This window comes from Cellulomonas rhizosphaerae (assembly GCF_003470205.1).
GTDB lineage: Bacteria > Actinomycetota > Actinomycetes > Actinomycetales > Cellulomonadaceae > Cellulomonas > Cellulomonas rhizosphaerae.
In genome coordinates this window covers 33365-59601 of record NZ_QWKP01000222.1, presented here as the reverse complement: position 1 = coordinate 59601, position 26237 = coordinate 33365, and the positions used below count along the sequence as shown (strand labels likewise).

The window sequence follows — 26237 nt, the reverse complement described above, 5'->3', positions numbered from 1 at the left end:
AGGGGGTGACGCGGGAGCGGGGCGCGGGTCGTCAGGGAGCGACGGGCGCGGCGGCGGCGTGGGCCGCCAGGTCGGCGACGTGAGGCGCCGCCCCGGTCGACGCGCGCACGATGAGCTCGGGGTGGAACTTGAGCTCGATGCGCGACGCCGGCGTGCCGCTGATCTCCGCGACGAGCGCGGACACCGCCGCGTGCCCCATGGCGAGGACCGGCTGGCGCACGGTCGTCAGGGGCGGGTCGGTGAAGGCGATCAGCGGGGAGTCGTCGAAGCCCACGACCGACAGGTCCTCCGGGACCGACAACCCGCGCGAGCGGGCCGCTCGGATGGCGCCGAGGGCCATGAGGTCGGAGCCGCAGATGATCGCGGTGTGCCCGGAATCGATCAGCTCGAGCGCCGCGGCCTGCCCGCCCTCGACCGTGAACAGCGTCGAGACGACGTGCCCGGTCGGGTCGGAGATGCCGAGGTGGCGCTCGAGGTTGACCGTGAACTCGGCGCGCTTGCGCGCGGCGGGGACGAACCGGTCGGGTCCGATCGCGAGCCCGATGGACCGGTGGCCCAGCGAGACGAGGTGACGGAACGCGAGGTCCAGGGCGGCGACGTCGTCGGTCGACACGCTTGGCGCGTCGACCCCCTCGGCGAAGCCGTTGACGAGCACGACGGGCATGCCGCTGGACCGCAGCCGGTGGTAGCGGTCCTTGGAGGCCGACGAGTCGGCGTGCAGGCCCGAGACGAACACGATGCCGGCGACGCCGTGCTCGAGGAGCATGTCGACGTACTGGTCCTCGGTGGTGCCACCGGGGGACTGCGTGCACAGCAGCGGCGTGTACCCGCGCTCGGTGAGCATCGACTCGATGACCTGCGCGAACGCGGGGAACACGGGGTTCGACAGCTCGGGCACGACGAGGCCGACGAGGCCCGCCGAGCGCGTGCGCAGCTTCTCGGGCCGCTCGTAGCCGAGGACGTCGAGCGCGGCGAGCACCGCCTGGCGCGCCTGTGTCGAGACACCGTGCTTACCGTTGAGAACGCGCGACACCGTGGCAGTGCTGACGCCGGCTTGTTCAGCCAGGTCTGTCAGTCGAGTGCGCACGGGGGGCAGCGTAGGGGACACGGGACCTCCTCGTCCTGGGCCGTTCGGGGGGCAAGCAGAAGCCGGCGACGAACCCCCGTGAAACCGTTGCCTGAAAGTTACCGTAACGACTTGCAGGCGACGTTGCAACGACGTTAGCGTCTCCCCATCAGGCCAGTGTCGGTGGTGATGCCGCCGAGCGTTGGCACACTCACTGAAACACTCACTGAACCCAGGAGATCGAAGATGCGACGGAGCATCCCTGTCGTTGCGGCGGCCCTCGGCCTCGCGCTGACGATGAGCGCCTGCTCGAGCGGCGGCTCGAACGAGGGCGACGCCACGCCGAAGCCCACCACCGCGGAGACGACGAGCGCGCCCGCGCTGTCCGGCACGCTGACGATGTGGGTCGACGAGACCCGCATCGACGTCATGAAGCCGATCGTCCAGGAGTTCCAGGACGAGACCGGTATCAAGGTCGACCTCGTGCAGAAGGTCTCGGGCGACATCCGCACGGACTTCGTCTCGCAGGTCCCGACCGGCCAGGGCCCGGACGTCGTCATCGGCGCCCACGACTGGACCGGCGAGTTCGTCAACAACGGCGTCGTGGCCCCGATCGAGCTCGGCGACAAGGCCAGCGGCTTCGCGTCGTCGGCCATCCAGGCCTTCACGTACGACGGCAAGCTGTACGGCTCGCCGTACGCCATCGAGAACATCGCGCTGGTCCGCAACAACAAGCTGCTGCCGGAGACCAAGGCGAACACGTTCGACGACCTCATCACCGAGGGCAAGTCGGCGGACAAGAAGTACTCGGTCGTCATCCAGCAGGGTGACGCGGGCGACGCGTACCACCTGTACCCGCTGCAGACCTCGTTCGACGCCCCGATCTTCAAGCAGGCGGCCGACGGCTCGTACACCAACGAGCTGGGCCTGGGCGGCGAGAACGGCGAGAACTTCGCCAAGTACCTCGCCAAGCTCGGCAAGGAGAAGGTCCTGATCGCGACGATCGACGGCGAGAAGGCCAAGCAGGCCTTCCTCGACGGCGAGACGCCGTACATCGTGACCGGCCCGTGGAACACCACGGCGTTCACCGAGGCCGGCATGGACATCTCCGTCCTGCCCGTGCCGAGCGCCGGTGGCTCCGAGGCCAAGCCGTTCGTGGGCGTGCAGGGCGCGTTCATCTCGGCCAAGTCGAAGAACCCGCTGCTCGCCAACGAGTTCGTCACGAACTTCCTCACCACCGAGAAGGTCCAGACCGAGCTCTACAAGGCCGGCGGCCGCCTCCCGGCGCTGACGGCCTCGGCTGACAAGGTCGACGACGCGGTGCTCAAGGGCTTCAACGAGGCCGGCGCCACCGGTGCCCCGATGCCCTCGATCCCCGAGATGGGCGCCATGTGGGCCTTCTGGGGCACCACCGAGGTGCAGATCATCAGCGGTCAGGCCAAGGACCCCGTCAAGGCCTGGGACAAGATGGTCACCAACATGCAGGATGCCGTCGACGGCACCAAGTAGTCCCTCCGGTCGCCCTGCTCCGTGCTCCGCTGCGGAGCAGGGCGACCGTTGTCTCTCCCCGTGCGTACGCCCGGGGACCGGAGCAGACTGCCCGCAACGTTCGGCGTAACGAGGCGCCCAGCAAAGGACCACCATGTCGCAGCAGACCGTCGTCACCGACAGTGCGGGCGCACCGCCCGAGCCACCACCGAGCAGGTCCCGCCCCCGCGGTGACGGCATCTCCCACGCGCGCAACTACGGGCGAGGCTTCTGGGTCAAGGTGATCCTGGTCGCGCTCATCGACGCCGGCGCGGTCTATGGCATCCTCTCCGCGGTCGCGGTCTCCCAGTGGGGGATCGTCGCGTTCCTCGTCGTCGTCCTCCTGGTCGTCAACTGGGTCTACTTCTCCAAGCGCGCGCTGCCGGGCAAGTACCTCTTCCCGGGGCTCGTCTTCCTCTTCGTGTACGTCATCTTCACGGCGTGCTACACGGGTTACATCGCCTTCACGAACTACGGCGACGGGCACAACTCGACGCAGGCCGACGCGATCGCTGCGATCCAGATCCAGAACGAGCAGCGCGTCGAGGGCTCGGCCGCCTACCCGATCACGATCGTCAGCCAGGACGGCGAGCTCGGCTTCGCGGTCGTGCAGGACGGCCAGGTCGAGGTCGGCACCGCCGAGCAGCCGCTCGAGGCCGTCGACGGCGCGACGGCGTCCGACGACAAGGCGACCGAGGTCCCGGGCTGGGACGTCCTGAACTTCGCCGCGATCGCCCAGCAGCAGGAGGCGATCGTCTCGCTGCGGGTCCCGGTCTCGGACGACCCGGCGGACGGCTCGCTGCGCACGCAGGACGGCTCGACGGGCTACATCTACCAGTCGACGATGAGCTACGACCCGGCGGCCGGCACCATGACGGACAGCGCCACGGGCACGGTCTACACGCCCGACGACCGCGGCAGCTTCCGGGCCCCGGACGGGACCGCGCTGACGCCCGGCTGGAAGGTCAACGTCGGCTTCGAGAACTTCACGCGGGCGTTCACCGACTCGCGGATCTCCGGTCCGTTCATCTCGATCCTCATCTGGACCTTCGTGTTCGCGATCCTGTCCGTGCTCACGACGTTCGCGCTCGGGCTCTTCCTCGCGGTGGTGTTCAACGACCCGCGCATCCGCGGCCGCAAGATCTACCGGTCGCTGCTGATCCTCCCGTACGCGTTCCCGGGGTTCCTGGCGGCGCTGGTCTGGAAGGGGATGCTCAACCCGGACTTCGGGTTCATCAACGAGACGTTGCTCGGCGGTGCGAACATCCCGTGGCTCACGGACCCGACGCTCGCCAAGGTGTCGGTGCTGCTCGTGAACCTGTGGCTCGGCTTCCCCTACATGTTCCTGGTGTGCACGGGCGCGCTGCAGTCGATCCCGGGCGACGTGCTCGAGTCGGCTCGGATGGACGGCGCGAGCGCCGCGCGGGTGCAGCGCTCGATCGTCTTCCCGCTGCTCATGGTCTCGGTAGCGCCGCTGCTGGTCTCGTCGTTCGCGTTCAACTTCAACAACTTCTCGCTGATCTACATGCTCACCGGCGGTGGCCCGAACTTCGAGGGCACGCCGATCATCGTGGGCCACACGGACATCCTCATCTCGATGGTCTACTCCGTGGCCTTCGAGTCGGGCGTGAAGCAGTACGGCTTCGCGAGCGCGCTGTCCATCCTCATCTTCATCATCGTCGGCGTGATCTCCTGGTGGGGCTTCCGTCGGACCCGTCGCCTCGAGGAGCTCTGAGATGGTCACCACCGCGAGCGAGGTCCGTCCGCCGAAGTCGGCGAACTCCAACGCCAACCACACCGCCGTCACGGGCATGCGCTGGTGGCGCGAGGTGGGGTGGAGGCACATCGTCGGGATCGTCATGATCATCGTCTGCGTGCTGCCGCTGCTCTACGTGCTCTCCGCGTCGCTCAACCCGGGCGGCACGCTGACCGGCTCCAACCAGCTGTTCCGCGAGATCAGCTTCGACAACTACAGCAACCTGGCCGAGCGCGGCTTCTGGACCTGGGCCCGCAACTCGCTCATCGTCTGCACCGTGACGGCGGTCGGCACGGTGCTGATGGGTGCCGCGGCCGCGTACGCGTTCTCGCGGTTCCGGTTCAAGGGCCGCCGCGGCTCGCTGACCGGCCTGCTGCTCGCGCAGATGTTCCCGCAGACGCTGGCGTTCGTCGCGATCTTCCTGCTGCTGCTCTCGCTCGGCGAGGTCTTCCCGAGCCTGGGCCTCAACAGCCTGCTCGGCCTGATCTGCGTGTACCTGGGCGGTGCGCTCGGCGTGAACACGTTCCTCATGTACGGCTTCTTCAACACGGTGCCGCGCGAGCTCGACGAGGCGGCGAAGATCGACGGCGCCACGCACGCCCAGATCTTCTGGACGATCATCCTGCGCCTGGTCACGCCGATCCTCGCGGTCGTCGGGTTGCTGTCCTTCGTCTCGGCCTTCGGCGACTTCCTCGTCGCGAAGGTCGTGCTGCAGCGGCCCGAGCAGTACACCGTGGCCGTCGGCCTGTACTCGTGGGCGTCCGACGAGCGCACCGCACCGTGGGGCCTGTTCGCCGCCGGCGCCGTCGTCGCGGCGATCCCGGTGATCCTGCTGTTCATGTTCCTGCAGCGGTACATCGTCGGCGGCCTGACCTCGGGGTCCGTGAAGGGATGAGCGCACCGCTCCGGCAGCTCGGCCCGCACCACGACGGCTCCGAGCTGTACGTCCCGCGCGCCACGCCACGGCTCGGCGACGTCGTCCCGGTCCGCCTGCGCGTGCCCGCCGACAACCCCGAGACGGCCGTCTGGCTGCGCGCCGTGCGCGACGGCGAACCGCGCCTCTCGCCGGCCCGCCTCGAGCGGTCCGACGAGCACGAGCGCTGGTACGTCGCCGACCTGCCGGTGCACAACCCGGTGGCGTCCTACCGGTTCCTGCTCGACGAGCCGGACGGCTACCGCTGGGTCAACGGGCGAGGGGTCTTCGACCGCGACGTGCCCGACGCGGCCGACTTCCGGATCACGGTGCACGAGCCGGCACCCGAGTGGATGGACGACGCGGTCGTCTACCAGGTGTTCCCGGACCGGTTCGCGCGCTCGGGCGACGACCATGGCCCGCTGCCGGACTGGGCCCTCCCGGCGGACTGGGCCGACGAGCCCATCGCGGCCGGCCACGGCGTGGCGCAGCAGCTCTACGGGGGCGACCTGCGCGGCATCGAGCAGCACCTGGACCACCTCGAGCGGCTCGGCGTCGACACGCTGTACCTGACGCCGATCTTCCCGGGCCGCTCCAACCACCGCTACGACGCGAGCACGTTCGACTCCGTCGACCCGCTGCTCGGCGGCGACGACGCCCTCGCCTCGCTCTCGACCGCGGTGCACGCCCGCGGGCTGCGCCTGATGGGCGACTTCACCACCAACCACACGGGCGCGGGCCACGAGTGGTTCGCGCGCGCCCAGGCGGACCGGTCGAGCGAGGAGGCCGGGTTCTACTACTGGACCTCGACCGAGCCGGGATACGTCGGCTGGCTCGAGCACGCGTCCCTGCCCAAGCTCAACTACAATGCGCCGCACCTCGCCGAGCGCATGGTGCGCGGTCCCTCGTCCGTGATCGGGCGCTGGCTCGTGCCACCGTTCAGCCTCGACGGCTGGCGCATCGACGTCGCCAACATGACGGGGCGGTACGCGGCCGACGACTTCACGCACGAGATCGCGCGCGAGATCCGCGCGACGATGCGCGACCTCAACCCGTCCGCGGTGCTCGTCAGCGAGCACTTCCACGACGCGGCGGCCGACCTGGCCGTGGGCGGCTGGCACGTGAACATGAACTACTCAGCCTTCACGCGTCCCGCCTGGACCTGGCTCGCTGCTGCCGGCACGTCGGCCTCGTTCATGGGCATGCCCGTGCCGGTCCCGCGCCACAGCGGCGCATCCATGGTCGCGACGATGCGCGACTTCGACGCGACCGTGCCGTGGGCCGTGACCCGCCACCAGTGGAACATGCTCGCCTCGCACGACACCGCCCGGCTGCGGACGGTCGTCGGCTCCGCGGCGATGCAGGAGGTCGCGGCCGCGCTGCTGTTCACGTACCCCGGCACGCCCGTGCTGTTCGCGGGCGACGAGGGCGGCGCCACCGGCGTCAACGGCGAGCACGCGCGCGTGCCGATGCCGTGGGACGCGATCGACGCGGACGGCGGACCGGGCTGGGACGCCTCGACCTTCTCGACCTACCGCGAGCTGATCGCGCTGCGGCGCTCGTCGCGCGCGCTGCGCGACGGCGGGCTGCGCTGGGTGGTCGTCGAGGACGACGCGGTGGCCTTCCTTCGCGAGACCGCCGACGAGCGGGTGCTCGTGCTGCTGGCCCGCGCGCCGTGGTCCGGGGCCGCCCTGCCGGCCTGGCTCGCGTCCTCCGAGCCGGTGAACCTCTACGGCGGTGCGTCGCTCGGTGCCGACCTCGTGCTGCCCGGATCGGGACCGACCGCGCAGGTCTGGCGGCTGGCCTGACGGCCGACGTCGGGGCGCGTCGTTAGGCTGGGCGACGTGACCGCGCTCGACGAGACCCTCGACCTGGACGGCTACGTCGACGCCGACCGCGAGCGGTGGGTCACCGAAGGCTCCAAGTCGCGCGCCCGGACCGCCTTCGAGCGCGACCGGGCACGCCTGGTGCACTCGTCCGCGCTGCGCCGGCTGGGCGCCAAGACGCAGGTGCTCGGCCCCTCGTCGGACGACTTCGTGCGCACGCGCCTGACGCACACGCTCGAGGTCGCGCAGGTGGGCCGCGAGATCGGCAAGGCGCTGGGCTGCGACCCCGACGTCGTCGACACCGCGTGCCTCGCGCACGACCTCGGGCACCCGCCGTTCGGCCACAACGGAGAGCGCGCGCTGGCCGAGCTGGCCCGGGGGATCGGCGGGTTCGAGGGCAACGCCCAGACGCTCCGGCTGCTGACCCGCCTCGAGCCCAAGGTCGTCGCGCCCGACGGCACCGCGGTGGGCCTCAACCTCACGCGCGCGTCGCTCGACGCCTCGGTGAAGTACCCGTGGCGCCACCTGCAGGGTCCGGTCAGCGCGGCGAGCGGGCGGCCCACGCACAAGTTCGGCGTCTACGAGGACGACCTTCCGGTGTTCGAGTGGCTGCGGCACGACGCACCCGAGGGCCGGAAGTGTCTCGAGGCGCAGGTCATGGACCTGGCCGACGACATCTCCTACTCGGTCCACGACGTCGAGGACGCGGTCGTCGGTGCGCGCCTCGACCTCGAGGTCCTCACGCAGCCCGACGAGCGCGACCGCGTGGTCGAGGCCGTGAGCACCTGGTACGGCGACGCGGTCAGCGATGCCGAGCTGCGCGACGCGATGGACCGCCTGGTCCGCGCGCAGCTGTGGCGGCCCGGGTTCGACGGGTCCCGGGGCGCGCTCGCGATGCTCAAGGACGCGACGAGCCAGCTCATCGGCCGCTTCGCCAAGGCCTCGCAGCTCGCGACTCGCGAGCGCTACGGCCCCGGCCCGCTCACCCGGTACGCGGCCGAGCTCGTCGTCCCGCACGAGACGCTCGCCGAGATCCTCGTGCTCAAGGGCCTCGCCGTCGCGTACGTGATGGCGCCGCGCGAGCTCGAACCGCTGTACCACCGGCAGCGCGAGATGCTCACCGACCTCGTGCGCGTGCTGTCCGACCGCGCGCCGCTCGCGCTCGAGCCGCCGTTTGCCGCGGACTGGCAGGCGGCCGCCAACGACGCCGCCCGGCTCCGCGTGGTCGTCGACCAGGTGGCGTCCCTCACGGACGTCTCCGCCGCCGACCTCCACGCCCGCCTGGTCCACCCCCCACGCCACTGACCCTCCGCGCGCGACGGGGTTCGCGCCGACCCGCTGAGCCCCGCTCGTGGTTGCAGGGGTGGTTGAACGACACGCCGCGGGAACTACGGCGTGTCGTGCAACGAAGGCTGCAACCACGGACGCCGCCGGGCGGCCCGAGCGCAGTGCGCCGTTTCTCCAGCGCTCGGTGAGCTGCGGGGCGGACGGGTGGATGGGGTCGCGCGGGGACCGAGCGCGGGCTGATCCGGCCTAGACTTCGGGCCGTGGCGGGACGCATCCGACGGGAGGACGTGGAGGCAGTCCGCGAGCGTGCGCGCATCGAGGAGATCGTCGGCGCGCACGTCACCCTCAAGCCCGCCGGCGTCGGCTCGCTCAAGGGCCTGTGCCCCTTCCACGACGAGCGTTCCCCCTCCTTCCACGTGCGTCCGCAGGTCGGCCGCTACCACTGCTTCGGCTGCGGCGAGGGCGGCGACGTCATCTCGTTCGTGCAGCAGGTCGACGGCCTCGGCTTCACCGAGGCGGTCGAGTACCTGGCCTCGCGCGTCGGGATCCAGCTGCGCTACGAGGAGGGCGGCGCGCCGCGGCCGGGCGACGAGCCCGGCAAGCGCCGCCGCCTCATCGAGGCGCACGCGGTCGCCGAGACCTACTTCCGCGAGCAGCTCGCCTCGCCCGGTGCCGCCGCGGGCCGCACGTTCCTCGCCGAGCGCGGTTTCGACCGTTCCGCGGCGGAGCACTTCGGCGTCGGGTTCGCGCCGCAGGGCTGGGACTCGCTGCTGCGCCACCTGCGCGGACGCGGGTTCACCGAGGCCGAGCTGACCGCGTCGGGCCTGGTCAGCCAGGGGCAGCGCGGCATCTACGACCGGTTCCGCGGCCGCCTGGTGTGGCCCATCCGCGAGGTCACGGGGGAGACGGTCGGCTTCGGCGCGCGCCGCCTCTTCGAGGAGGACCAGGGCCCCAAGTACCTCAACACGCCCGAGACGCCGCTCTACCGCAAGTCCCACGTGCTCTACGGCCTGGACCTGGCCAAGCGCGACATGCAGCGCGACAAGCGCGTCGTCGTGGTCGAGGGCTACACCGACGTGATGGCGATGCAGCTCTCCGGCATCGGCTCCGCGGTCGCGACCTGCGGTACGGCGTTCGGCTCCGACCACGCGCGCATCGTGCGCCGCCTGGTGGGGGACAGCGGCGGGAGCGGCGGGGTCCAGCTCGCGTCCGGCACGTCGGTCGGCGGCGAGATCATCTTCACGTTCGACGGCGACGCCGCAGGTCAGAAGGCTGCGCTGCGCGCGTTCGGCGAGGACCAGAGCTTCTCGGCGCAGACGTTCGTCGCGGTCGAGCCGTCCGGCATGGACCCGTGCGAGCTGCGCCAGGCCAAGGGCCCCGACGCGGTGCGTGCGCTCGTCGCGGGCCGCCAGCCGCTGTACGAGTTCGTCATCCGCTCCACCCTCGCCACCTACGACCTCGCGACCGCCGAGGGCCGCGTCGGTGCGCTGCGCGCCGCCGCCCCGGTCGTGGCCGGCATCCGTGACGCCGCGCTGCGCCCCGAGTACACGCGCCTGCTCGCCGGCTGGCTCGGCATCGAGGACCAGGACAGCGTGCGTCGTGCGGTCACGGATGCGTCGCGAGCTCCCGCGCAGGCGCGTCGGCCCGACGACCGCGGCGGCCAGAGCCGCCAGCAGGGACGCCCCGACGAGCGCCGGCCGCAGGGACGCCCCGACGACCGGCGCCCGCAGGGACGGTCCGACGACGGCCGCCCGACGAACGACGGCCAGCCCGAGCGCCCCGCGCGCATGCCCGTGCCCGACCGACGCGACCCGGTCGGCCAGACGGAGCGCACCGCGCTCGAGGTGGTCCTGCAGGCCCCGCACCTGGTCCCCACCGAGTTCGACGAGCTCGCCGCCGACGCATTCTCCGCCCCCGCCTACCGCGCGGTGCACGAGGCGATCCGTGCCGCGGGCGGCCTCGCCGTCGCGCAGCCGCTGACCGCCGCGGGCGACGCGACCGCGTGGGTCGGTGCCGTGATCGAGGAGGCCGCCATGGCCGTGGCGCCCCTGGTCACCGAGCTCGCCGTCGCCCCGCTGCCCGAGGACCGCCCGGCGGCGCTGGCCGACTACGTGCGCGGCGTGGTGCTGCGGCTCGTGGAGCTGGGCTTCACGCGGCACATCGCCGAGCTGCGCGGCGCGCTGCAGCGCATGGACGCGACCGCCGACCCGGCCGCGTACTCGGCGGCCTTCGCGGAGCTCGTCGCAGTCGAGGGCCGCCGGCGGATGCTGCGCGAGAGCGCGTGAACGGGGGCCAAAGCCCTGGTATCTGACGACCGTCGGCGTCATCCTTTCGGGTGACAGGGCCTCACGTCGAGGCCGACCTGCGGGGTCAGGGGTGCGCGATGGTCGCGCAGACACCACCATCGATCAAGAAGTCCACCACGGAGGCGAAGCCGCCTGCCGGGGTCGCGTCCGCCCGCTCGGTGGCGAGCGCGACCGGCCGGCCGGCCGCCGCCGCGACGGCCCGGAAGCGGCGTCAGCCGCGGACGATGAGCCCGCGCGCGACGCGGGGAGCCACGGCTGCCGCGATCCTGGCCGAGGAGCCCGCGATCGAGCCGCTCGTGCCCGAGCCGGCCGTCGACGTGCAAGTCACGCCCGACGTGACCATCGAGCCGCCGGCGGTCGACGAGCACGAGCACGAGGCCGAGCCCGCCCGCTGGTGGAACCACGGCGAGCACGTCGCCCCCTGGCAGGTCGAGGTCCGCCACCGGGTCGAGGACATCAGCGCGCAGGTCTCGCCCCTGCCGGCCGGCCCGCGCGCGGCGGTCGAGCGTCACCTGGGCACGGCGCGGCGCGCCTCGATGGCGCCCTTCCCGCGCTGGCAGTGGTGGAACGGCACGAGCATCGAGACCGCGTGGAACGCCACGCACCTGGCCCAGGCCACGCTCCCGCTCGTCGTCGAGACCCCCGCCCTGCCGCGACAGCTCGTCGACGCGCGTCGTCGAGCGATCATGCGACTGACCAAGGGCGACCCGCTACGGCTCGCGGTCGAGGAGCCCGAGCTGGGCGAGCGGGTCGCGGCACACCAGGCCACGGCCGAGGACCGCCAGACCATCGCCGCGGCGCTGCAGGCGTCGCTCGAGCTGGCCGACGACGAGCACCGCAACCTGCGCGACTGGCGCAACCGGCTCCTGCGCGTGGCGATGCTCGCCGCCCTCGCGCTCGCGCTGACGATCGTCGCCGCCGCGCTGCGGCCGGAGTACCTGCCGCTGTGCGGCCCGAGCGGAGGGGGCGGGACGCTGTGCCCCGGTGGGGGAGCGACCGCCACGTCGCGCGACGCCGGGGTGGTGGCGTTCCTCGGTGCCCTCGGCGGTGCCCTCGCCGCGATCATCGCGATGCGGCGCGCCAGTCCCGGCTCGTCGCCCTACCGGATCACACCCGCGCTGAGCCTGGTCCGCGTGCCGCTGGGCGGCCTCACGGCCGTCGTCGGCGTCATGCTCGTCCAGAGCGGCGAGGTGCCCGGCGTCTCGCTGACCAGCGCGTCGCAGGTCGCCGTGTTCGCGCTGCTGTTCGGCTTCTCGCAGGAGCTCGTCACGCGCCTGCTCGAGACGCGGGCGCGCGTCGTGCAGGACGCCACCAAGGGTCGTTCGTCGTCCGCCGACCGGCAGGACGTCTCGCCGAAGGTGGCGTGAGTGCGGACCTCAGCGCAGCTGCGTCGGGCCGTCGACCACCGGCGGCTGCTCGTCGACCGACGCGGTGACCGTCATCGACCGGAGCACCAGCGAGCCGCCGTAGGACGAGAGGAACGCCGTGTCGGTCGCGTCCCGGCCGGTCGCGATGCGCAGGAGCGTGCCGACGGGGGCCAGGCGGGTCGCGTCGACCACCTGCCACTGCCCGTCGACGAACGCCTCGGCGACCGCGTGGAAGTCCATCGGCTTGAGCCCCGGCGCGTACACCGAGGCGAGCCGGGCAGGGACGTCGCACGCACGCACGAGCGCGACCACGAGGTGCGCGAAGTCGCGGCACACGCCGCGGCGCTTGAGCAGCGTGTCGGTCGCACCGTCGGTCGGCAGGCTCGCACCGCTGAAGTAGGTGACGTGGCCGTGCACCCAGTCGGTGACCGCGTCGAGCAGCGCACGGCCCTCGAGGCCGCCGAACTGGTCGCGCGCGAACGAGAGCAGGCGGTCGGAGTCCGCGTACCGGCTCGGCCGGCGGAACTCGATGAGGTCGAGGTCCTCGATGGAGGCCGGGTCGGCCTGGCCGTGCACGGTGGCGTGGTAGTCGACGACGACGCGGCCCGCGGGAGCCAGCACGCGGTGCATGCGCCCGCCGTGCCCGGTCTTGACCTCGAGGACGTCGAGGATGCCGTCCTCGTGGCGGACGGTCAGGACCTCGGAGAGGTCGTAGGAGCCGTCGGCGACCGCCACGGCAAGGTGCATCTCGAGTGGGGTGCGCACGTCGAGGGACAGATGAGAGCTCACGGTGCGCAACACGGCCGCGGGGGTCCTTTCCCGGCCGTCGGCGGCCGGACCATCAAGAGGGGCAGCGCAAGTGTGAGGCTCGATGACCAGTTCGTCCAGCGGGACATTTCGGCACCGTCGTGGCCTGCGACGTGGTGCCCAAGATCACCGACGAGATGCCCGAATCCCGCCGAGAAAATGCGGGTGCTTGGGCTGTACAGGTGCCACAATCGAGGGATGCCCCTGACCTTCCGCACGCCGAGCCTGGCTCGTGCGCGCAGGAGGACCACCCGCATCCAGGTGCCGCTCACGTGACGGCGGGCCCGGGCACGGTCGAGAAGCAGCGGCCGCGCGTGATGAGCCGCGCGCGCAGCGCTCTGCTCGCCCGTGAGGCGGCCATCATGGTCGCCGTCTACGTCGTCTACTCGATCATCCGCAACCACGCGCCCAACAAGGTCCGGGTCGCGAACGCGCACTCGCGGGACATCCTCAACGTGGAGAAGGCCCTTGGCCTCGACATCGAGCACGGGATCAACCACTTCTTCGCGCAGCACACCGCGATCATCACGGTCGCGAACTACATGTACGCCACGCTGTTCCTGCCGTCGGCGATCTTCGTGCTCGCCTGGCTGTGGCGACGCTCGTCGGCGCAGTACGTCGTGCACCGCTCCGTCCTCGTCGTGATGACGATGTTCGCCCTGGTCAGCTACTGGGTGTTCCCCGCGGCGCCGCCGCGCCTCCTGCCGGGTGGCGGCTACATCGACACCGTCGTGGTCTTCGAGACGTGGGGACGCAGTGCCGCCGACTCCGGGCACGGGGTCTCCAACGAGTACGCCGCGATGCCCTCGATGCACTTCGGCTGGGCTCTGTGGTGCGGGCTCGCGGTGTTCGCGGTCAGCAAGGTGCGATGGCAGAAGGTCCTCGCGATCGCGTTCCCGTCGGTCACGCTCGTCGTGATCATCGCGACCGGCAACCACTTCCTGTTCGACGCGATCGCCGGCGCGGCCGTCTACGGCGTCGCGTACGGCGCCGTGCGCGTGGTGCGCCGGCTGTCGGTGCGGGAACCGGCCGAAGAGCTCCCGCTCGCCGCGTAGCCCGTCCCCGGAACCCGCCCGCGCGGGTGCTCGCCAGCGCTACGGTCGCGGAATGAGCGCACCCGACCCCGTCGTCGCACCCACGCCCGTGCACCGTCCGCGTCCCGCGTCGACCCAGGCGGCGGCTCCGTTCCGCAACTCGGCGGGCCTGCTGGCGTTCGGGTTCGCCGGCGTCTTCTTCGGCCCGATCGTCTCGGGCATCTCGTCGATCGCGGTGCTGGACGCCGTGTTCGAGGTGGTCGGGTTCCTCGGCGTGATCGGCGGCGGTGTGATGCTCGCGACGGGCATCTACCGCCTCGCAGACCACGTCGACGCTTGGTCGTTCGCGCGTCGGCGCTAGGCGCTGTCGGTCGCCACCCCGAGTGGCGCCCTTCGCGACCCCGTCACACACTCGATCGGGTGAGCAGCGTGCTCACGCGAACGAGCGGCTGCGCTCGCACGCGGCCGTGGTGACAGGTTCGAGGAGGAACCATGTCCACGACGACGACGTCGCGCCCAGGGACCCGCAAGCACCGCCCACTGTGGAGAGCAGGGGGTGCCGCGTTCGCCGCGGCGCTCGCGCTCGGGGTCGTGGTGGCGCCGAGCGAGGCCACCTCGAAGCGCCATGAGCGGCAACCCACGCTCTCGACCCGGTCGGCCCCGATCCTGTCGGTCCACGGCCTGAAGTTCCGCGACCTCGACCGTAACGGCCGGCTCACGCCGTACGAGGACTGGCGGCTCCCCGCGTCGGCCCGCGCCCGTGACCTGCTCGGCCGCATGACGCTCGCGCAGAAGGCCGGCCTCATGGTGCACGGCACGCTTCCCGCGTCCGGCACGGGGTACGACGTCGCGGGGACGACGCGCCTGGTCGCGGACCGCAGCATCACGACGATGATCACGCGGCTGGCCGCGGAGCCCGCCGCGATGGCCACTGCCAGCAACGCCGTGCAGGCCATCGCCGAGAACCAGCCGCTGGGGATCCCCGTGGTCATCTCGACCGACCCGCGCAACGGCTTCTCGGTCACGGGCGGTCAGACGGTCGCCCGGATCGGCACGACCGCCATGCCGGACGCCATCGGGCAGGGCGCGATCGGCGACCCCGCCACGATCCGCGAGCTGGGGGACATCGTCCGCGCCGAGTACCGCGCCGTCGGCATCACCGAGGCGCTCTCGCCGCAGGCAGACATCGCGACCGAGCCGCGATGGACCCGCATCAACGGCACGTTCGGGTCGGACTCCACGCTCGCCAAGAGGCTTGTCAAGGCGTACGTCGCGGGCCTGCAGGACGGGACGCGCGGGCTCACCCCGGACAGCGTCGCCACGGTCACCAAGCACTGGGTCGGCTACGGCGCGCAGGACAAGGGCTTCGACAGCCACTACTTCTACGGCCGCTACGCCACGTTCCCCGGCGGCAACTTCGCCGAGCACATCGTGCCCTTCACGGGTGCCTTCGCCGCGGACACCGCGGGCGTCATGCCGACGTACTCGATCCTCAAGGACCTCGTCTACCAGGGCACCGCGCTCCCGCAGGTCGGCGCCGGGTTCAGCTCGTTCCTGCTGCAGGACCTCCTGCGCGGCCGGTACGGGTTCGACGGCGTGATCGTCTCCGACTGGGGCATCACGGGGGACTGCCCGGTCGCGTGCCAGGAGAACCGGCCGCCGGCCTTCTTCGTCGGCCCGTGGGGTGTCGGGATGCCTTGGGGCGTGGAGGACCAGAGCGTGCTCCAGCGCTTCGCGCTGACGATCAACGCCGGCGTGGACCAGGTGGGCGGCTCGGACGAGCCGAGCTACGTGCTCCAGGCGGTGGCCGACGGCCTCGTCTCCCGCGCCCGCGTCGACGCCGCCGCGCGTCGTGTGCTCGTGCAGAAGTTCGAGCTCGGGCTGTTCGAGAACCCGTTCGTGAGCCCGACGAAGGCCGCGGCGATCGCGGGCAACGCGGCGTTCACGGCCGTGGGGGATGCCGCGCAGGCGGAGTCGCTCACGCTGCTCGCCAACTCCGGCGACCTGCTCCCGGCGGCGCCGGCTGACCACGCGCACGTGTACCTCTCGGGCGTGAGCGGGGACGCCGCCACCGCGGCCGGCTACACGGTCGTGACGGACCTCGCGGACGCCGATCTCGCGATCGTCCGCCTCAGCGACCCGCGCGGCGGCCCGGACCTCACGGACCTGGACTTCGCGGGGACCGAGCCCGACTACGCGGCGTTCCAGGCGGCCGTCGACGCCGGCGTGCCGACCGTGGCCGTGCCCAAGCTCGACCGCCCGCTCGTCCTGACGAACGTGGTGGACCGAGCGGGTGCGGTGCTCGCCAACTACGGCGTCTCCGACGAGGTGCTCCTCCAGACGATCGCGGGGGAGCGTCGACCCGGCGGGACCCTGCCGTTCGAGCTGCCGTCTTCGATGGCGGCGGTCGAGGCCCAGCTCTCCGACGTAGCCGACGACTCCGCCGACCCGCTGTTCCCGGCCGGGTTCGGCCTCGAGTACGCGGCGCCGACGATCGAGCAGCTGCGGGGGTCGCTCGCCGACCTGCGCGCGTCCGGCGACGTGAGCCGTTCAGCCGCACGCGTGCTCGACGCGCAGCTGGCCTCCGTCGAGCGAGCGCTCGACCGGGGCCGCGAGCAGCAGGCCGTGCGCGGCCTCGAGCGGTTCGTGCGGACCGTCGAGCGGTGGTCCGGCGGGCGGCACGTCTCGACGACGGCGGCCGACCAGCTCGTCGGCGACACCGAGGCGCTGATCGCCTCGCTCCGCTGAGCCGCGCATGAGAAAAGGGCCTCTGACCGGCGTTTCCGCGGGTCAGAGGCCCTTCATGTGCTCCCCCGACTGGACTCGAACCAGTAACCCTTCGATTAACAGTCGAATGCTCTGCCAATTGAGCTACGGGGGATCGCAGCGGGGAAAACTCTAGCAGCCTGAAAGGGGTGCCTCGGACGCGACGTGCGTCACCGGGGGAGGCCGGCCGCGTCGCGCACCGTGTCCTCCGCGGCGTCGACCAGCGCCGCGACCGCGGGGTCGGCCAGGTCGACGTCGCCGTCGGCCAGCACCTGGCTGAACAGCTCCCCGTCCTCGTCGCGGCGCAGGGCCACGCGGGCTCGTCGCCCGTCCGGCAGTGCGACGCTCGTCGTGTGCACCACCGACTGCTGCACCCGCTCGCGGAACGTCTGGCTGAACCTGACCGACGCGCGGTCCTCTGCGAACGTCAGCCGCGTCGTGGCGCCCCAGACCCAGCGGATGCTGAGCGTGCGGGTCGCGGCGTCGAGGGTGCCGTTGTCCACGTCGGCCCACGGCGTGCGGGTCACCGAGTCGGTCGAGAGGACGTGCAGGGCGAGGCGGGAGGCGACGGCGCGACGGCCGTCGGCGAGCTCGACCGCGACGAGCGCGCGGTCGCCGGACCGGAGCTCGAGGCGGGCGCGATCGGAGGCCGTCAGTCGACGGTTGCGGGGCGAGACGGGCACGGCCCCACGGTACCCGCGCGCTCTCCGGTCGCGGACACGCGCGACCCCTGCCACGATCGGCGCCGACACGACCCACGACGAGAGGCACGGATCGATGACGGCTGGGACGACGAGCGGCACCGCGCAGCGGGGCTGGGAGCTCATGGCACGGTTCGGCTACGTGATCAACGGCGTGCTCCACATCCTCATCGGGGTGATCGCGCTCCAGATCGCCTTCGGCGGCGAGAAGAAGAACGCGGACCAGTCCGGCGCGCTCAGCACGATCTCGGAGACGCCGTTCGGCGGGTTCATCCTGTGGGCCTCCGTCGTGGCGTTCGTCGCGCTCGGGCTCTGGCAGCTCGCCGTCGCGTTCCGCAAGCAGCCGACGAGCCAGGGGTCGAGCACCAAGGACCGCCTCGAGGCCGGCCTGCGCGCCGTCATCTACCTCGCCCTGGCCGTCACCGTCTTCTCGTTCGCCCAGGGGAGCGGCACGTCGAGCTCCAAGCAGACGACCGACGCGACCGAGTCGCTCATGTCCGCCCCGGGTGGTCGGTTCCTCGTCGGGCTGCTGGGCGCCGCCATCGTCGTCGGCGGCGTCATCTACGCCCTCAAGGGGCTGCGCAAGAAGTTCCTCGAGGACCTGCACTCGCTCCCGTCGGGCACCGCGGGCGTGACCGTGCGCCGCCTCGGCATCTTCGGCTACACCGCCAAGGGCGTCGCCCTCGCCATCGTCGGCGGCCTGTTCGTGCTGGCGGCCGTCAAGGCCGACCCGGACAAGGCCAAGGGACTGGACGGCGCGCTGCACACGCTGCGCGACCAGCCAGCCGGCGTCTGGTTGCTCGCCATCGTCGGCATCGGGTTCATCGCGTACGGGATCTACTCGTTCGTGCGCTCGAAGTACGGCAAGCTCTGAGCGCTCAGCTCGCGGGGGCGAGCGTCCCGTCGACGACCGAGCCCGTCACGTCGCCGTCGGTGAAGATGATCACGCAGGCGACGGGGTCGGGACCCACCATCAGCGCGATCGCGTCCGCCCGGTGGGCGGGGATCCCGGGGGTGGCGTCGGCGATGTCGGCGACCTGACGGCTGCACTCCTGCGCTGCTGAGCTGACGTCGCCGGCCGTCGTGCCGACGACCTCGAGCACGTGGGGCTCGGAGCAGTCGACGGTGGACCCTGCGCCCTCGGACGCGCCGTCAGACCCCGCGCAGGTGCCCGCGGCGAAGGGGCCGGTCGCGGGCACGCTCGCGACGGCCTCTTCGGACGACTCGCCCGCGACCGTCCCGGTCGCCAGCCCGGCGATGAGATAGCCGGCCACGGCGATCTCGAGCACCAGCCTGACCGTGCCGATCGCGATGGCCGCGACGGCGAACCCGTCGCCGCGAGTCCCGTCCCGGCGGATCTGGCGGCGGGCGACGATCCCGAGGATGAGGCCGACCAGCCCGGAGAAGAACGCGACGACGAACGCCGCGATCGCCAGGCCGCTCGTCGGAGGCTGCCGCGGGGGCTGGTAGGCCACGCCGGTCGCGGGGCCGTAGCCCGGCCCAGCTGGTGGATAGGTCGGTCCGGCCATGTTTCCCCCTGGTGCACGTCGTCGTCACGCTCACTCTGGCACGGCCGCGGCGTCCAGTGTTCATGTTCCGTGCGTTGACCTCGCGGCGGTCGCGGCCGATGATCGCGGCATGCCGATCGAGGACGAGGACAAGGCGATCGCCGAGGTGGTCGAGCGCGTCGCGGAGAAGTTCCCCGACGTCGAGCCCGAGGTGGTCCGCGAGACCGTGGACGCGAAGGTTGACGAGTTCGAGGGGGCAGCCGTGCGGGACTTCGTCCCGGTGCTCGTCGAGCACGAGGTGACCGACGAGCTGCGCGAGACCTGACGAGTGACGCGCCGGCCGGGGGAGCTCCCCGGCCGGCGCGCGATCAGTCGCCCTTGACGTTCACGATCTGGTGCAGCGTGTGCCGGACCTCGACGAGGTCGGCCGCGTCGGCCATGACCTGGTCGATGTCCTTGTAGGCGGCCGGGATCTCGTCGATGAACGCGTCGGTGTCCCGGTACTCGATGCCCGCCATCGCCTCGCGCAGCTGCTCGTGCGTGAACATCCGGCGAGCCGCCGAGCGCGAGTGGTTGCGTCCCGCGCCGTGCGGCGAGGAGTTGAGCGAGAGCTTGTCGCCCTTGCCGACCACGACGTACGACGCGGTCCCCATCGAGCCGGGGATGAGCCCGGGCCGGCCGCGGTCCGCGAGGATCGCGCCCTTGCGTGACACCCACACCTTCTTCTTGAAGTGCGTCTCCTGCTCGGTGAAGTTGTGGTGGCAGTTGATGCGCTCCTGCTCGTCGACCGCGACGCCCATGTGGGCCGTGACGGCGGCGACGACGCGGTCCATCATCTCCTCGCGGTTGAGCAGCGCGAAGTCCTGGGCCCAGCGCAGCTCGCGCACGTAGGCCCAGAACTCCTCGGTGCCCTCGACGAGGTAGGCGAGGTCCGGGTCCGGCAGGGAGATCCACCACCGCTTGCACAGCGCAGCGGCGACGGCGATGTGGTGCTGGGCGATCTTGTTGCCCACCCCACGCGAGCCCGAGTGCAGGAACAGCCACACCGCGCCCGTCTCGTCGACCGTGACCTCGATGAAGTGGTTGCCCGACCCGAGCGTGCCGAGCTGCAGCCGCCAGTTGCCCGCATACGCGGCCGGGTCGAAGCCCGCACGCTCGGCCTTCGCCTCCAGCTCGGCGACGCGCACGGCCGCCGACGACGTGAGCGCCTGGTTGTAGACACCTGCCCACAGCGGAACGGCCGCCTCGATGGCCTGGCGCAGCGTGGCCAGCGAGCCCGCGGCGCGGAACTCGTCCTCGGTCCACTGCGTCCGCACGGCGATCATCCCGCAGCCGATGTCCACGCCGACGGCCGCGGGGATGATCGCGCCGAGGGTGGGGATGACCGAGCCGACCGTCGCGCCCTTGCCCAGGTGGGCGTCGGGCATGAGGGCCAGGTGCGGGTAGACGAACGGCATGGTGGCCGTCGTGATCGCCTGGTCACGGGTGCTGGGCTCGAGGATGGTGGCCCAGCTGATGAGGTTCTTGGTGAGGTGCTCGCGGGTCATGGTGGGGGAGCCTGACAGCGGTGATGCGGTCGGGCCGCACGATTTTCGGCTGCGGGCTCGTCGCGGCTCGCTAGAGTCGGCGCCATGGCGAACCCCCTGGTCCCCACCGCGTTCGACGTGATCGCCCAGATCGGGATCCTCGTGCTGGTCGCGGGCACCGCGTTCGTCGCGTTCACGCTGGGTCGTCGGGGGAGCCGGCGTCGCGACAAGGCGGCTCAGACCCAGCGCGACACGGTCTGACCTACGACGACGTTCGGTGGGGCAGGTGGGGCTTGAACCCACGACCCACGGATTATGAGTCCGCTGCTCTGACCGGCTGAGCTACTGCCCCGAGGTGTCGCCAGGTTACGGCACCACGACGCTGACCAGGGGAGAGACCCGAAAGTGGTGCCCGGGGCGACGAGGCACGCCGGATCCGTCCGATACGTGGCGATTCGATTTCACCCGTTTGCGAGCGAATCGGACGCGGGCGGTTGTTGCACAAGTGTCCAGTTTCGGGCATAGTTCCTTCTTGTCAGCGACAACGGCAAACCCGCCGCAAGGTGGGGACGCAAAGCCACGGGGCCTACAGGGTCAGCCGAGCTACCGAACGACAGGAGATCCATCATGGCGATCAACACCACCGAGGCCCCCCTCTCGCAGGGTGCACTTCTCACGCCCGGCGAGGTTGCCGTGCTCTTCCGCGTCGACCCGAAGACGGTCACGCGTTGGGCCCAGGCCGGCAAGCTCTCGGCCGTCCGTACCCTCGGCGGCCACCGCCGCTTCCACGAGGCCGAGGTGCGTCAGCTCCTCACCGGCGTCCCGCAGCAGCGCGCGGGGGAGTGACCTCACAGCTTTCCTCGAAGGGCCGGTGACGTAGTCGTCACCGGCCCTTCGTGCGTTCGGTACCAGGTGAGGCGACCCGTCATGGGAGGATCGGGGCATGGCCATGCGTGAGATCAGGACCGTCGGTGACCCCGTCCTGCGTACCCCTTGTGACCCGATCACGACGATCGACGCGCGCGTGCGCTCGCTCGTCGAGGACCTGCTCGAGACCGTCGACCACGACGGCCGCGCGGGGCTCGCCGCCAACCAGATCGGCGTCGGCCTGCGCGCCTTCTCGTGGAACATCGACGACGAGATCGGCTACGTGCTCAACCCCGTGATCGTCGACGTCTCGGAGGAGGAGTACCAGGACGGCGACGAGGGCTGCCTCTCGGTCCCCGGCCTCTGGTACCCGACCCGCCGCGCCTGGTACGCGCGGGTCGTCGGCACGGACCTGGACGGCAAGGAGGTCGTCGTCGAGGGCACCGAGCTCATGGCGCGCTGCCTGCAGCACGAGGTCGACCACCTCGACGGGATGCTCTACCTGGACCGCCTCGAGCGGTCGGTCCGCAAGAAGGCGATGCGGGCGATCCGCGAACAGCTCTGAGCAGTCCGGGCGTGTGACTGGTCCTGGCGGCGTTCGTCGGGCACACTGGCACCAGCACACTGCGTGACCGTGCGTACTCCCGTCGTTCGGGACGAGGTCGTTGGGGAAGACGAACCTCGAGCCGATTCAGGAGGACGACATGGCAGGTCCGATGACCCGCGGTGTACTTTTCGTGCACTCTGCGCCCCGCGCGCTGTGCCCCCACATCGAGTGGGCGGCGGGCAACGTCGTGGGCGGACGCGTCGCGTTCGACTGGACCGAGCAGCCCGCGGGCCCGTCGTTCTTCCGCGCCGAGCACTCCTGGCAGGGCGAGCCCGGCACGGGCGCGCGCCTGGCGTCGGCGCTGCGCGGCTGGGCACACCTGCGCTACGAGATCACGGAGGAGGCCAGCCGCGGCGTCGACGGCTCGCGCTGGAGCCACACCCCGGAGCTTGGGATCTTCCACGCCGCGACCGACGTGCACGGCAACGTCGTCGTCCCCGAGGACCGCATCCGCGCCGCCCTGGAGCACTCCGCCGACCCTGTGCGGCTGCGCACCGAGCTCGACCTCGCGCTCGGGCAGGCGTGGGACGACGAGCTGGAGCCGTTCCGCTACGCGGGCGCGGGCGCGCCCGTGCGGTGGCTGCACCGCGTGGGCTGAGGGTGGTGGGCTGAACCTCCCGAGCAACGCACGAGCCCCGCACCCGGACTGCCGGGGGCGGGGCTCGGCTGCTGCTGCGGCGTCAGGCCGAGGTGACCACCAGGGCCACGTTGTGCCCGCCGAAGCCGAACGAGTTGTTGATCGCCGCGATGTCGCCCTCGGGCAGCGCGCGGGGCTTGTCGCGGACCAGGTCCAGGACGAGCTCGGGGTCCGGGTTCTCGACGTTGATCGTCGGGGGCGCCTGGCGGTCGTGCAGGGCCAGCACCGTGAAGATCGTCTCGAGGGCGCCGGCGCCGCCGAGCAGGTGGCCGGTCATCGACTTGGTCGCCGACAGCGCCACGTGGTCGGAGTCCTCGCCGAGCACGCCGCGCACGGAGCGGGCCTCGATGAGGTCGCCGACGACGGTCGAGGTGGCGTGCGCGTTGACGTGCACGATGTCGCTCGCCGCGACGCCGGACTCGGCCAGGGCGGAGTTCATCGCGCGGATCTGGCCGTCGCCCGAGGGCTCGGGGGACGTGATGTGGTAGCCGTCGGCGGACAGGCCGACGCCGGCGATGCGGCCGTAGACGCGGGCGCCACGGGCCGCCGCGTGCGCGGCGCTCTCGAGGACGACGACGCCGGCGCCCTCGCCGATGACGAAGCCGTCGCGGTCGGTGTCGTACGGACGCGAGGCGCCCGTGGGGTCGTCGTTGCGCAGCGACAGCGTGCGCGAGGCGGCGAACGCGGCGATGGGCATGGGGTGGATCGTCGCCTCGGTGCCGCCGGCGATGACCACGTCGGCCCGGCCGGTACGGATCATCTCGACGCCGTAGCCGATGGCCTCGGCGCCCGAGGCGCACGCGGAGACGAGCGCGTGCGCGCCGGCCTTCGCACCGAACTCGAGCGAGACGTACGCGCTCGGGGAGTTCGGCATGAGCATGGGTACGGTCATCGGGAGGATGCGGCGCGCGCCCTTCTCCCGCAGCGTGTCCCAGCCGTCGAGCGTGGTCCAGATGCCGCCGATGCCGGACGACACCACGGCGCCGAGCCGCTCGCCGTCGACCTCGGGGGAGCCCGCGTCGGCCCAGGCCTCGCGCGCCGCGATGATCGCGTACTGCGCGGAGGGGTCCATGCGCTTGATCTCGGGGCGCGGGAGCACCTCGTCGGGCGTGACCTTGATGGTCGCGGCGAAGGTGACGGGCAGCCCGTACTTCTCCACCCAGTCGTTCTCGAAGGGGCGCGCTCCGGACTCGCCGGCGAGTGCCGCGGCCCAGGTGGTGGGTGCGTCACCGCCGAGCGGCGTGGTGGCGCCCAGTCCTGTGACGACGACGTCGATCGGGTGGCTCATCGGTGCTCCTGGTCGGCGGGGGGAGGTGCTGGGCACGTCCCCGGGTGGTGGTCCCGGGGACGTGCCCGGTGCGGCAGCGTCAGGCCTTCGACGCGCCGGCGATGAACGAGACGGCGTCGCCGACCGTGACGAGGTTCTTGACCTCGTCGTCGGGGATGCGCACGTCGAACTTCTCCTCGGCGAGGGTGACGATCGTCATCATCGACAGCGAGTCGATGTCCAGGTCGTCCGTGAACGACTTCTCGGGCAGGACGGAGTCCGTGGGCAGGCCGGTCTCCTCGCTGACGATCTCGGCCAGGCCGGCCAGGATCTCCTGCTCGCTGTGCGCCATGGGGTTTCTCCTCGGTAGGGGGTGAAGCTGGGATGGGTCGGACGAACGGTACAGCCGGTGCTACGGAAGGACGACGACCTGGGCGGCGTAGACCAGCCCCGCGCCGAAGCCGATCTGCAGCGCGAGCGCGCCGCTGGAGACCTGGCCCTCGCGCAGGAGGCGCTCGGTGGCCAGGGGGATGGAGGCGGCCGACGTGTTGCCGGTGTCGACGATGTCGCGGGCGACCACGACGGAGTCGGGCAGCTTCAGCGTCTTGACCATCTGGTCGATGATCCGGGTGTTGGCCTGGTGGGGGATGAAGGCCTCGATCTCGTCAGCCGTCACGCCCGCGGCGTCGAGCGCCTTCTGGGCGACGGGGGCCATCTGCCAGACGGCCCACTTGAAGACCGACTGGCCCTCCTGGCGCAGCGTCGGCCAGCCCGCGTCCTCGTCGCGCGTGGCGAGCCAGGAGTGCGTCTGGCGGATGGCCTGCGCCTGCGAGCCGTCCGAGCCCCAGATCGTGGGACCGATGCCGGGGGTGTCCGACGGGCCGACGACGACCGCGCCCGCACCGTCGCCCAGCAGGAAGGAGATGGAGCGGTCGGTCGGGTCGACGAACTCGCTCATCTTCTCCGCACCGATGACCAGCACGTTGCGGGCGTTGCCCGAGCGGACCAGCGCGTCGGCCTGGCCGATGCCGTAGCAGTAGCCGGCGCACGCGGCCGAGATGTCGAACGCGGCGGCCGGGGTCGCGCCGATGCGGTCCGCGATGATCGCGGCGCCCGCGGGCGTCTGGTGGAAGTAGGTGACGGTCGACAGGATGACGGCGTCGATGTCCGCGCCGGTCAGACCCGCGTTCGCGATGGCCTCGCGCGCCGCGGCCTCGGCCAGGTCGAGCACCGAGGTCTCGGCGCCCGCGCGACGACGCGTGACGATCCCGGTCCGCTGGCGGATCCACTCGTCCGACGAGTCGATCGGCCCGACGAGGTCGTCGTTCGGGACGACGTTCTCGCCGCGAACTCCGCCGAGCCCGAGGATCCGGGTGTGCGCGGGGCCGGTGGCCTGGGTGAGGGTGGGACGCGTCACGACGACTGCTCCTGGGTGCTCGCGAGGGTGGACGACCCGGCGTGCCGGCGCACGAGGTCACGCGCGGCGTCCAGGTCGGCAGGGGTCTTGACGGCGACCGTCTCGACCCCGGGCAGCGTACGCCGGGCGAGTCCGGTGAGCACACCGCCGGGGGCCACCTCGAGCAGGGCCGTGACGCCCAGCTCGAGCAGCTGCGCCTGGCACAGGTCCCAGCGCACGGGGTTGGCGACCTGTGCGACGACGAGGTCGAGCGCCTGCTCGCCGCCGGGGACGACCGAGCCGTCGCGGTTGGTCAGGAGCGTGAGCGCGGGCGCCTGCGGCGTGAGGCCCGCGGCCGCGTCGCGCAGCTCGGCGACGGCCGGTGCCATGTGCGCGGTGTGGAACGCGCCGGCCACCTGCAGGGCGATGACGCGGGCCCGCGTGGGAGGCGCGGCGGCGAGGGCGGCGATCGCCTCGAGCGTGCCCGCGGCGACGACCTGGCCGCCGCCGTTGACATTGGCCGGGACGAGGCCGTGCTGCTCGAGCGCGGCGAGGACCTCGTCGGGGTCGCCGCCCAGGACCGCGGCCATGCCCGTGGGCGTGACGGCGGCGGCGCGGGCCATGGCAGCGCCGCGGACGGTGACGAGCGCGAGGGCCTCGTCGTCGGTCAGGACGCCGGCGACGGCCGCCGCGGCGAGCTCGCCGACCGAGTGGCCTGCGGCGACGTCGACCTGTCCCGCGATCGCCGCGCCGAGGGGCGCGTCGGCGGCGAGGCCGAGCACCGCGCGCAGGCTCGCGAGCGCGGACGCGACGAGCAGCGGCTGGGCCACCGCGGTGTCGCGGATCGTGTCGGCGTCCGACGTGGTGCCGTGGGCGACCAGGTCGAGGCCCGTGACCTCCGAGGCCCGGCCGAGCGACGCCGCGAACGCGGGCAGCTCCAACCAGGGAGCGAGCATGCCGGGGGACTGGGCACCCTGACCGGGGCAGGCGACGACGAGCACGGGACAACTGTGCCTGCCGTGCGCGGGCGAACCCGGTCACGGCGCGCACCAACCTTCTCGGGTGCCCTTGTG

The 26237-nt window shown here is 72.0% G+C and carries 25 protein-coding genes, 2 tRNA genes and 1 riboswitch; of the genes, 16 read left to right on the top strand and 11 right to left on the bottom strand.

From position 1 onward, the window contains the following. Positions 1 to 31: 31 nt before the first annotated feature. Positions 32 to 1108, bottom strand: coding sequence for a LacI family DNA-binding transcriptional regulator (locus D1825_RS17060; RefSeq protein WP_118768615.1), 1077 nt, complete (start codon positions 1106 to 1108; stop codon positions 32 to 34). 204 nt (positions 1109 to 1312) lie between these two features. Here D1825_RS17060 and D1825_RS17055 point away from each other — a divergent pair, with 204 nt between their 5' ends. From D1825_RS17055 to D1825_RS17025, 7 genes are all read left to right on the top strand, one after another. Then, a complete protein-coding gene (locus tag D1825_RS17055; RefSeq protein ID WP_118768614.1) occupies positions 1313 to 2575 on the top strand; it encodes a sugar ABC transporter substrate-binding protein in 1263 nt (420 codons plus the stop codon). A 133-nt stretch (positions 2576 to 2708) separates the two neighbouring features. Continuing rightward, on the top strand, positions 2709 to 4328 hold the full coding sequence (locus tag D1825_RS17050; protein WP_118768613.1) for an ABC transporter permease subunit: 1620 nt from the start codon (positions 2709 to 2711) through the stop codon (positions 4326 to 4328). A gap of 1 nt (position 4329) precedes the next feature. Next, complete coding sequence (locus D1825_RS17045) at positions 4330 to 5244, top strand: sugar ABC transporter permease (protein WP_118768612.1); 915 nt, start codon at positions 4330 to 4332, stop codon at positions 5242 to 5244. Next, the gene (locus D1825_RS17040) at positions 5241 to 7070 is read left to right on the top strand and encodes a glycoside hydrolase family 13 protein (RefSeq protein ID WP_118768611.1); all 1830 of its coding nucleotides are present in this window, start codon (positions 5241 to 5243) and stop codon (positions 7068 to 7070) included. Before D1825_RS17045 ends, D1825_RS17040 begins: the two co-directional genes overlap by 4 nt. Before the next feature lie 36 nt (positions 7071 to 7106). Then, positions 7107 to 8393 (top strand): deoxyguanosinetriphosphate triphosphohydrolase, encoded by a 1287-nt coding sequence (locus tag D1825_RS17035; protein WP_118768610.1) that lies wholly within the window; start codon positions 7107 to 7109, stop codon positions 8391 to 8393. A gap of 242 nt (positions 8394 to 8635) precedes the next feature. Further along, positions 8636 to 10660, top strand: a complete 2025-nt coding sequence (gene dnaG, locus D1825_RS17030; protein WP_118768609.1) for a DNA primase — start codon at positions 8636 to 8638, stop codon at positions 10658 to 10660. A gap of 98 nt (positions 10661 to 10758) precedes the next feature. Then, complete coding sequence (locus tag D1825_RS17025) at positions 10759 to 12048, top strand: hypothetical protein (protein WP_118768608.1); 1290 nt, start codon at positions 10759 to 10761, stop codon at positions 12046 to 12048. A 9-nt stretch (positions 12049 to 12057) separates the two neighbouring features. Here the strand turns inward: D1825_RS17025 and D1825_RS17020 are convergent, their stop codons facing one another. Continuing rightward, positions 12058 to 12849 carry a transglutaminase-like domain-containing protein gene (locus D1825_RS17020; RefSeq protein WP_199721631.1) on the bottom strand — a complete coding sequence of 264 codons (792 nt, stop codon included), beginning with the start codon at positions 12847 to 12849 and terminating at the stop codon, positions 12058 to 12060. A 278-nt stretch (positions 12850 to 13127) separates the two neighbouring features. Between D1825_RS17020 and D1825_RS17015 the strand changes: the two genes are divergently transcribed. From D1825_RS17015 to D1825_RS17005, 3 genes are all read left to right on the top strand, one after another. Continuing rightward, positions 13128 to 13910, top strand: coding sequence for a phosphatase PAP2 family protein (locus D1825_RS17015; RefSeq protein ID WP_158580768.1), 783 nt, complete (start codon positions 13128 to 13130; stop codon positions 13908 to 13910). Between the two features lie 52 nt (positions 13911 to 13962). Beyond that, entirely contained in the window at positions 13963 to 14250 is a 288-nt protein-coding gene (locus D1825_RS17010; protein WP_118768606.1) for a hypothetical protein, read from the top strand. A gap of 131 nt (positions 14251 to 14381) precedes the next feature. Continuing rightward, entirely contained in the window at positions 14382 to 16637 is a 2256-nt protein-coding gene (locus D1825_RS17005; RefSeq protein ID WP_118768605.1) for a glycoside hydrolase family 3 protein, read from the top strand. A 60-nt stretch (positions 16638 to 16697) separates the two neighbouring features. On the opposite strand, the gene D1825_RS17000 is transcribed toward D1825_RS17005, so the two are convergent. Further along, positions 16698 to 16770 (bottom strand) — tRNA-Asn (locus D1825_RS17000). A gap of 55 nt (positions 16771 to 16825) precedes the next feature. After that, positions 16826 to 17338: a hypothetical protein gene (locus D1825_RS16995; RefSeq protein ID WP_118768645.1), complete on the bottom strand. Its 513-nt coding sequence runs from the start codon at positions 17336 to 17338 to the stop codon at positions 16826 to 16828. A 94-nt stretch (positions 17339 to 17432) separates the two neighbouring features. On the opposite strand from D1825_RS16995, the gene D1825_RS16990 reads away from it, so the two are divergent. Beyond that, positions 17433 to 18230 carry a DUF1206 domain-containing protein gene (locus tag D1825_RS16990; RefSeq protein WP_118768604.1) on the top strand — a complete coding sequence of 266 codons (798 nt, stop codon included), beginning with the start codon at positions 17433 to 17435 and terminating at the stop codon, positions 18228 to 18230. Positions 18231 to 18234: 4 nt separating this feature from the next. Here D1825_RS16990 and D1825_RS16985 read toward each other — a convergent pair whose 3' ends face one another. After that, positions 18235 to 18885 carry a DUF4190 domain-containing protein gene (locus D1825_RS16985; protein ID WP_118768603.1) on the bottom strand — a complete coding sequence of 217 codons (651 nt, stop codon included), beginning with the start codon at positions 18883 to 18885 and terminating at the stop codon, positions 18235 to 18237. A 109-nt stretch (positions 18886 to 18994) separates the two neighbouring features. Here D1825_RS16985 and D1825_RS16980 point away from each other — a divergent pair, with 109 nt between their 5' ends. Further along, entirely contained in the window at positions 18995 to 19189 is a 195-nt protein-coding gene (locus tag D1825_RS16980; RefSeq protein ID WP_118768602.1) for a three-helix bundle dimerization domain-containing protein, read from the top strand. Positions 19190 to 19232: 43 nt separating this feature from the next. On the opposite strand, the gene D1825_RS16975 is transcribed toward D1825_RS16980, so the two are convergent. Further along, complete coding sequence (locus D1825_RS16975; RefSeq protein ID WP_118768601.1) at positions 19233 to 20411, bottom strand: RtcB family protein; 1179 nt, start codon at positions 20409 to 20411, stop codon at positions 19233 to 19235. A gap of 84 nt (positions 20412 to 20495) precedes the next feature. On the opposite strand from D1825_RS16975, the gene D1825_RS18335 reads away from it, so the two are divergent. Then, complete coding sequence (locus tag D1825_RS18335; protein WP_158580767.1) at positions 20496 to 20651, top strand: hypothetical protein; 156 nt, start codon at positions 20496 to 20498, stop codon at positions 20649 to 20651. A gap of 17 nt (positions 20652 to 20668) precedes the next feature. Here D1825_RS18335 and D1825_RS16970 read toward each other — a convergent pair. Beyond that, a tRNA-Ile gene (locus D1825_RS16970) sits at positions 20669 to 20742 on the bottom strand. Positions 20743 to 20926: 184 nt separating this feature from the next. Beyond that, positions 20927 to 21001: riboswitch (cyclic di-GMP riboswitch) on the top strand. Between the two features lie 16 nt (positions 21002 to 21017). Between D1825_RS16970 and D1825_RS16965 the strand changes: the two genes are divergently transcribed. From D1825_RS16965 to D1825_RS16955, 3 genes are all read left to right on the top strand, one after another. Beyond that, the gene (locus tag D1825_RS16965; RefSeq protein WP_118768600.1) at positions 21018 to 21236 is read left to right on the top strand and encodes a BldC family transcriptional regulator; all 219 of its coding nucleotides are present in this window, start codon (positions 21018 to 21020) and stop codon (positions 21234 to 21236) included. 97 nt (positions 21237 to 21333) lie between these two features. Further along, on the top strand, positions 21334 to 21822 hold the full coding sequence (gene def / locus D1825_RS16960; RefSeq protein WP_118768599.1) for a peptide deformylase: 489 nt from the start codon (positions 21334 to 21336) through the stop codon (positions 21820 to 21822). Positions 21823 to 21961: 139 nt separating this feature from the next. Next, positions 21962 to 22462 (top strand): DUF3145 domain-containing protein, encoded by a 501-nt coding sequence (locus D1825_RS16955; protein ID WP_118768644.1) that lies wholly within the window; start codon positions 21962 to 21964, stop codon positions 22460 to 22462. An 82-nt stretch (positions 22463 to 22544) separates the two neighbouring features. Here the strand turns inward: D1825_RS16955 and D1825_RS16950 are convergent, their stop codons facing one another. From D1825_RS16950 to D1825_RS16935, 4 genes are all read right to left on the bottom strand, one after another. Then, positions 22545 to 23789, bottom strand: coding sequence for a beta-ketoacyl-[acyl-carrier-protein] synthase family protein (locus tag D1825_RS16950; protein WP_118768598.1), 1245 nt, complete (start codon positions 23787 to 23789; stop codon positions 22545 to 22547). Between the two features lie 79 nt (positions 23790 to 23868). Beyond that, positions 23869 to 24120 carry an acyl carrier protein gene (locus D1825_RS16945; RefSeq protein WP_118768597.1) on the bottom strand — a complete coding sequence of 84 codons (252 nt, stop codon included), beginning with the start codon at positions 24118 to 24120 and terminating at the stop codon, positions 23869 to 23871. Positions 24121 to 24180: 60 nt separating this feature from the next. Beyond that, the gene (locus tag D1825_RS16940) at positions 24181 to 25185 is read right to left on the bottom strand and encodes a beta-ketoacyl-ACP synthase III (RefSeq protein WP_118768596.1); all 1005 of its coding nucleotides are present in this window, start codon (positions 25183 to 25185) and stop codon (positions 24181 to 24183) included. Next, a complete protein-coding gene (locus D1825_RS16935; RefSeq protein ID WP_118768595.1) occupies positions 25182 to 26165 on the bottom strand; it encodes an ACP S-malonyltransferase in 984 nt (327 codons plus the stop codon). Before D1825_RS16935 ends, D1825_RS16940 begins: the two co-directional genes overlap by 4 nt. Positions 26166 to 26237: the final 72 nt, after the last annotated feature.

Excerpts from the sequence above, each read along its gene's own strand:
- D1825_RS17055 (WP_118768614.1), top strand. The coding sequence starts at position 1,313 with ATGCGACGGAGCATCCCTGTCGTTGCGGCGGCCCTCGGCCTCGCGCTG.
- D1825_RS17050 (WP_118768613.1), top strand. The coding sequence starts at position 2,709 with ATGTCGCAGCAGACCGTCGTCACCGACAGTGCGGGCGCACCGCCCGAG.
- D1825_RS17045 (WP_118768612.1), top strand. The coding sequence starts at position 4,330 with ATGGTCACCACCGCGAGCGAGGTCCGTCCGCCGAAGTCGGCGAACTCC.
- D1825_RS17040 (WP_118768611.1), top strand. The coding sequence starts at position 5,241 with ATGAGCGCACCGCTCCGGCAGCTCGGCCCGCACCACGACGGCTCCGAG.
- D1825_RS17025 (WP_118768608.1), top strand. The coding sequence starts at position 10,759 with ATGGTCGCGCAGACACCACCATCGATCAAGAAGTCCACCACGGAGGCG.
- D1825_RS17010 (WP_118768606.1), top strand. The coding sequence starts at position 13,963 with ATGAGCGCACCCGACCCCGTCGTCGCACCCACGCCCGTGCACCGTCCG.
- D1825_RS17005 (WP_118768605.1), top strand. The coding sequence starts at position 14,382 with ATGTCCACGACGACGACGTCGCGCCCAGGGACCCGCAAGCACCGCCCA.
- D1825_RS16990 (WP_118768604.1), top strand. The coding sequence starts at position 17,433 with ATGACGGCTGGGACGACGAGCGGCACCGCGCAGCGGGGCTGGGAGCTC.
- D1825_RS16985 (WP_118768603.1), bottom strand. The coding sequence starts at position 18,885 with ATGGCCGGACCGACCTATCCACCAGCTGGGCCGGGCTACGGCCCCGCG.
- D1825_RS16980 (WP_118768602.1), top strand. The coding sequence starts at position 18,995 with ATGCCGATCGAGGACGAGGACAAGGCGATCGCCGAGGTGGTCGAGCGC.
- D1825_RS16975 (WP_118768601.1), bottom strand. The coding sequence starts at position 20,411 with ATGACCCGCGAGCACCTCACCAAGAACCTCATCAGCTGGGCCACCATC.
- D1825_RS18335 (WP_158580767.1), top strand. The coding sequence starts at position 20,496 with ATGGCGAACCCCCTGGTCCCCACCGCGTTCGACGTGATCGCCCAGATC.
- D1825_RS16965 (WP_118768600.1), top strand. The coding sequence starts at position 21,018 with ATGGCGATCAACACCACCGAGGCCCCCCTCTCGCAGGGTGCACTTCTC.
- def (WP_118768599.1), top strand. The coding sequence starts at position 21,334 with ATGGCCATGCGTGAGATCAGGACCGTCGGTGACCCCGTCCTGCGTACC.
- D1825_RS16955 (WP_118768644.1), top strand. The coding sequence starts at position 21,962 with ATGGCAGGTCCGATGACCCGCGGTGTACTTTTCGTGCACTCTGCGCCC.
- D1825_RS16950 (WP_118768598.1), bottom strand. The coding sequence starts at position 23,789 with ATGAGCCACCCGATCGACGTCGTCGTCACAGGACTGGGCGCCACCACG.
- D1825_RS16945 (WP_118768597.1), bottom strand. The coding sequence starts at position 24,120 with ATGGCGCACAGCGAGCAGGAGATCCTGGCCGGCCTGGCCGAGATCGTC.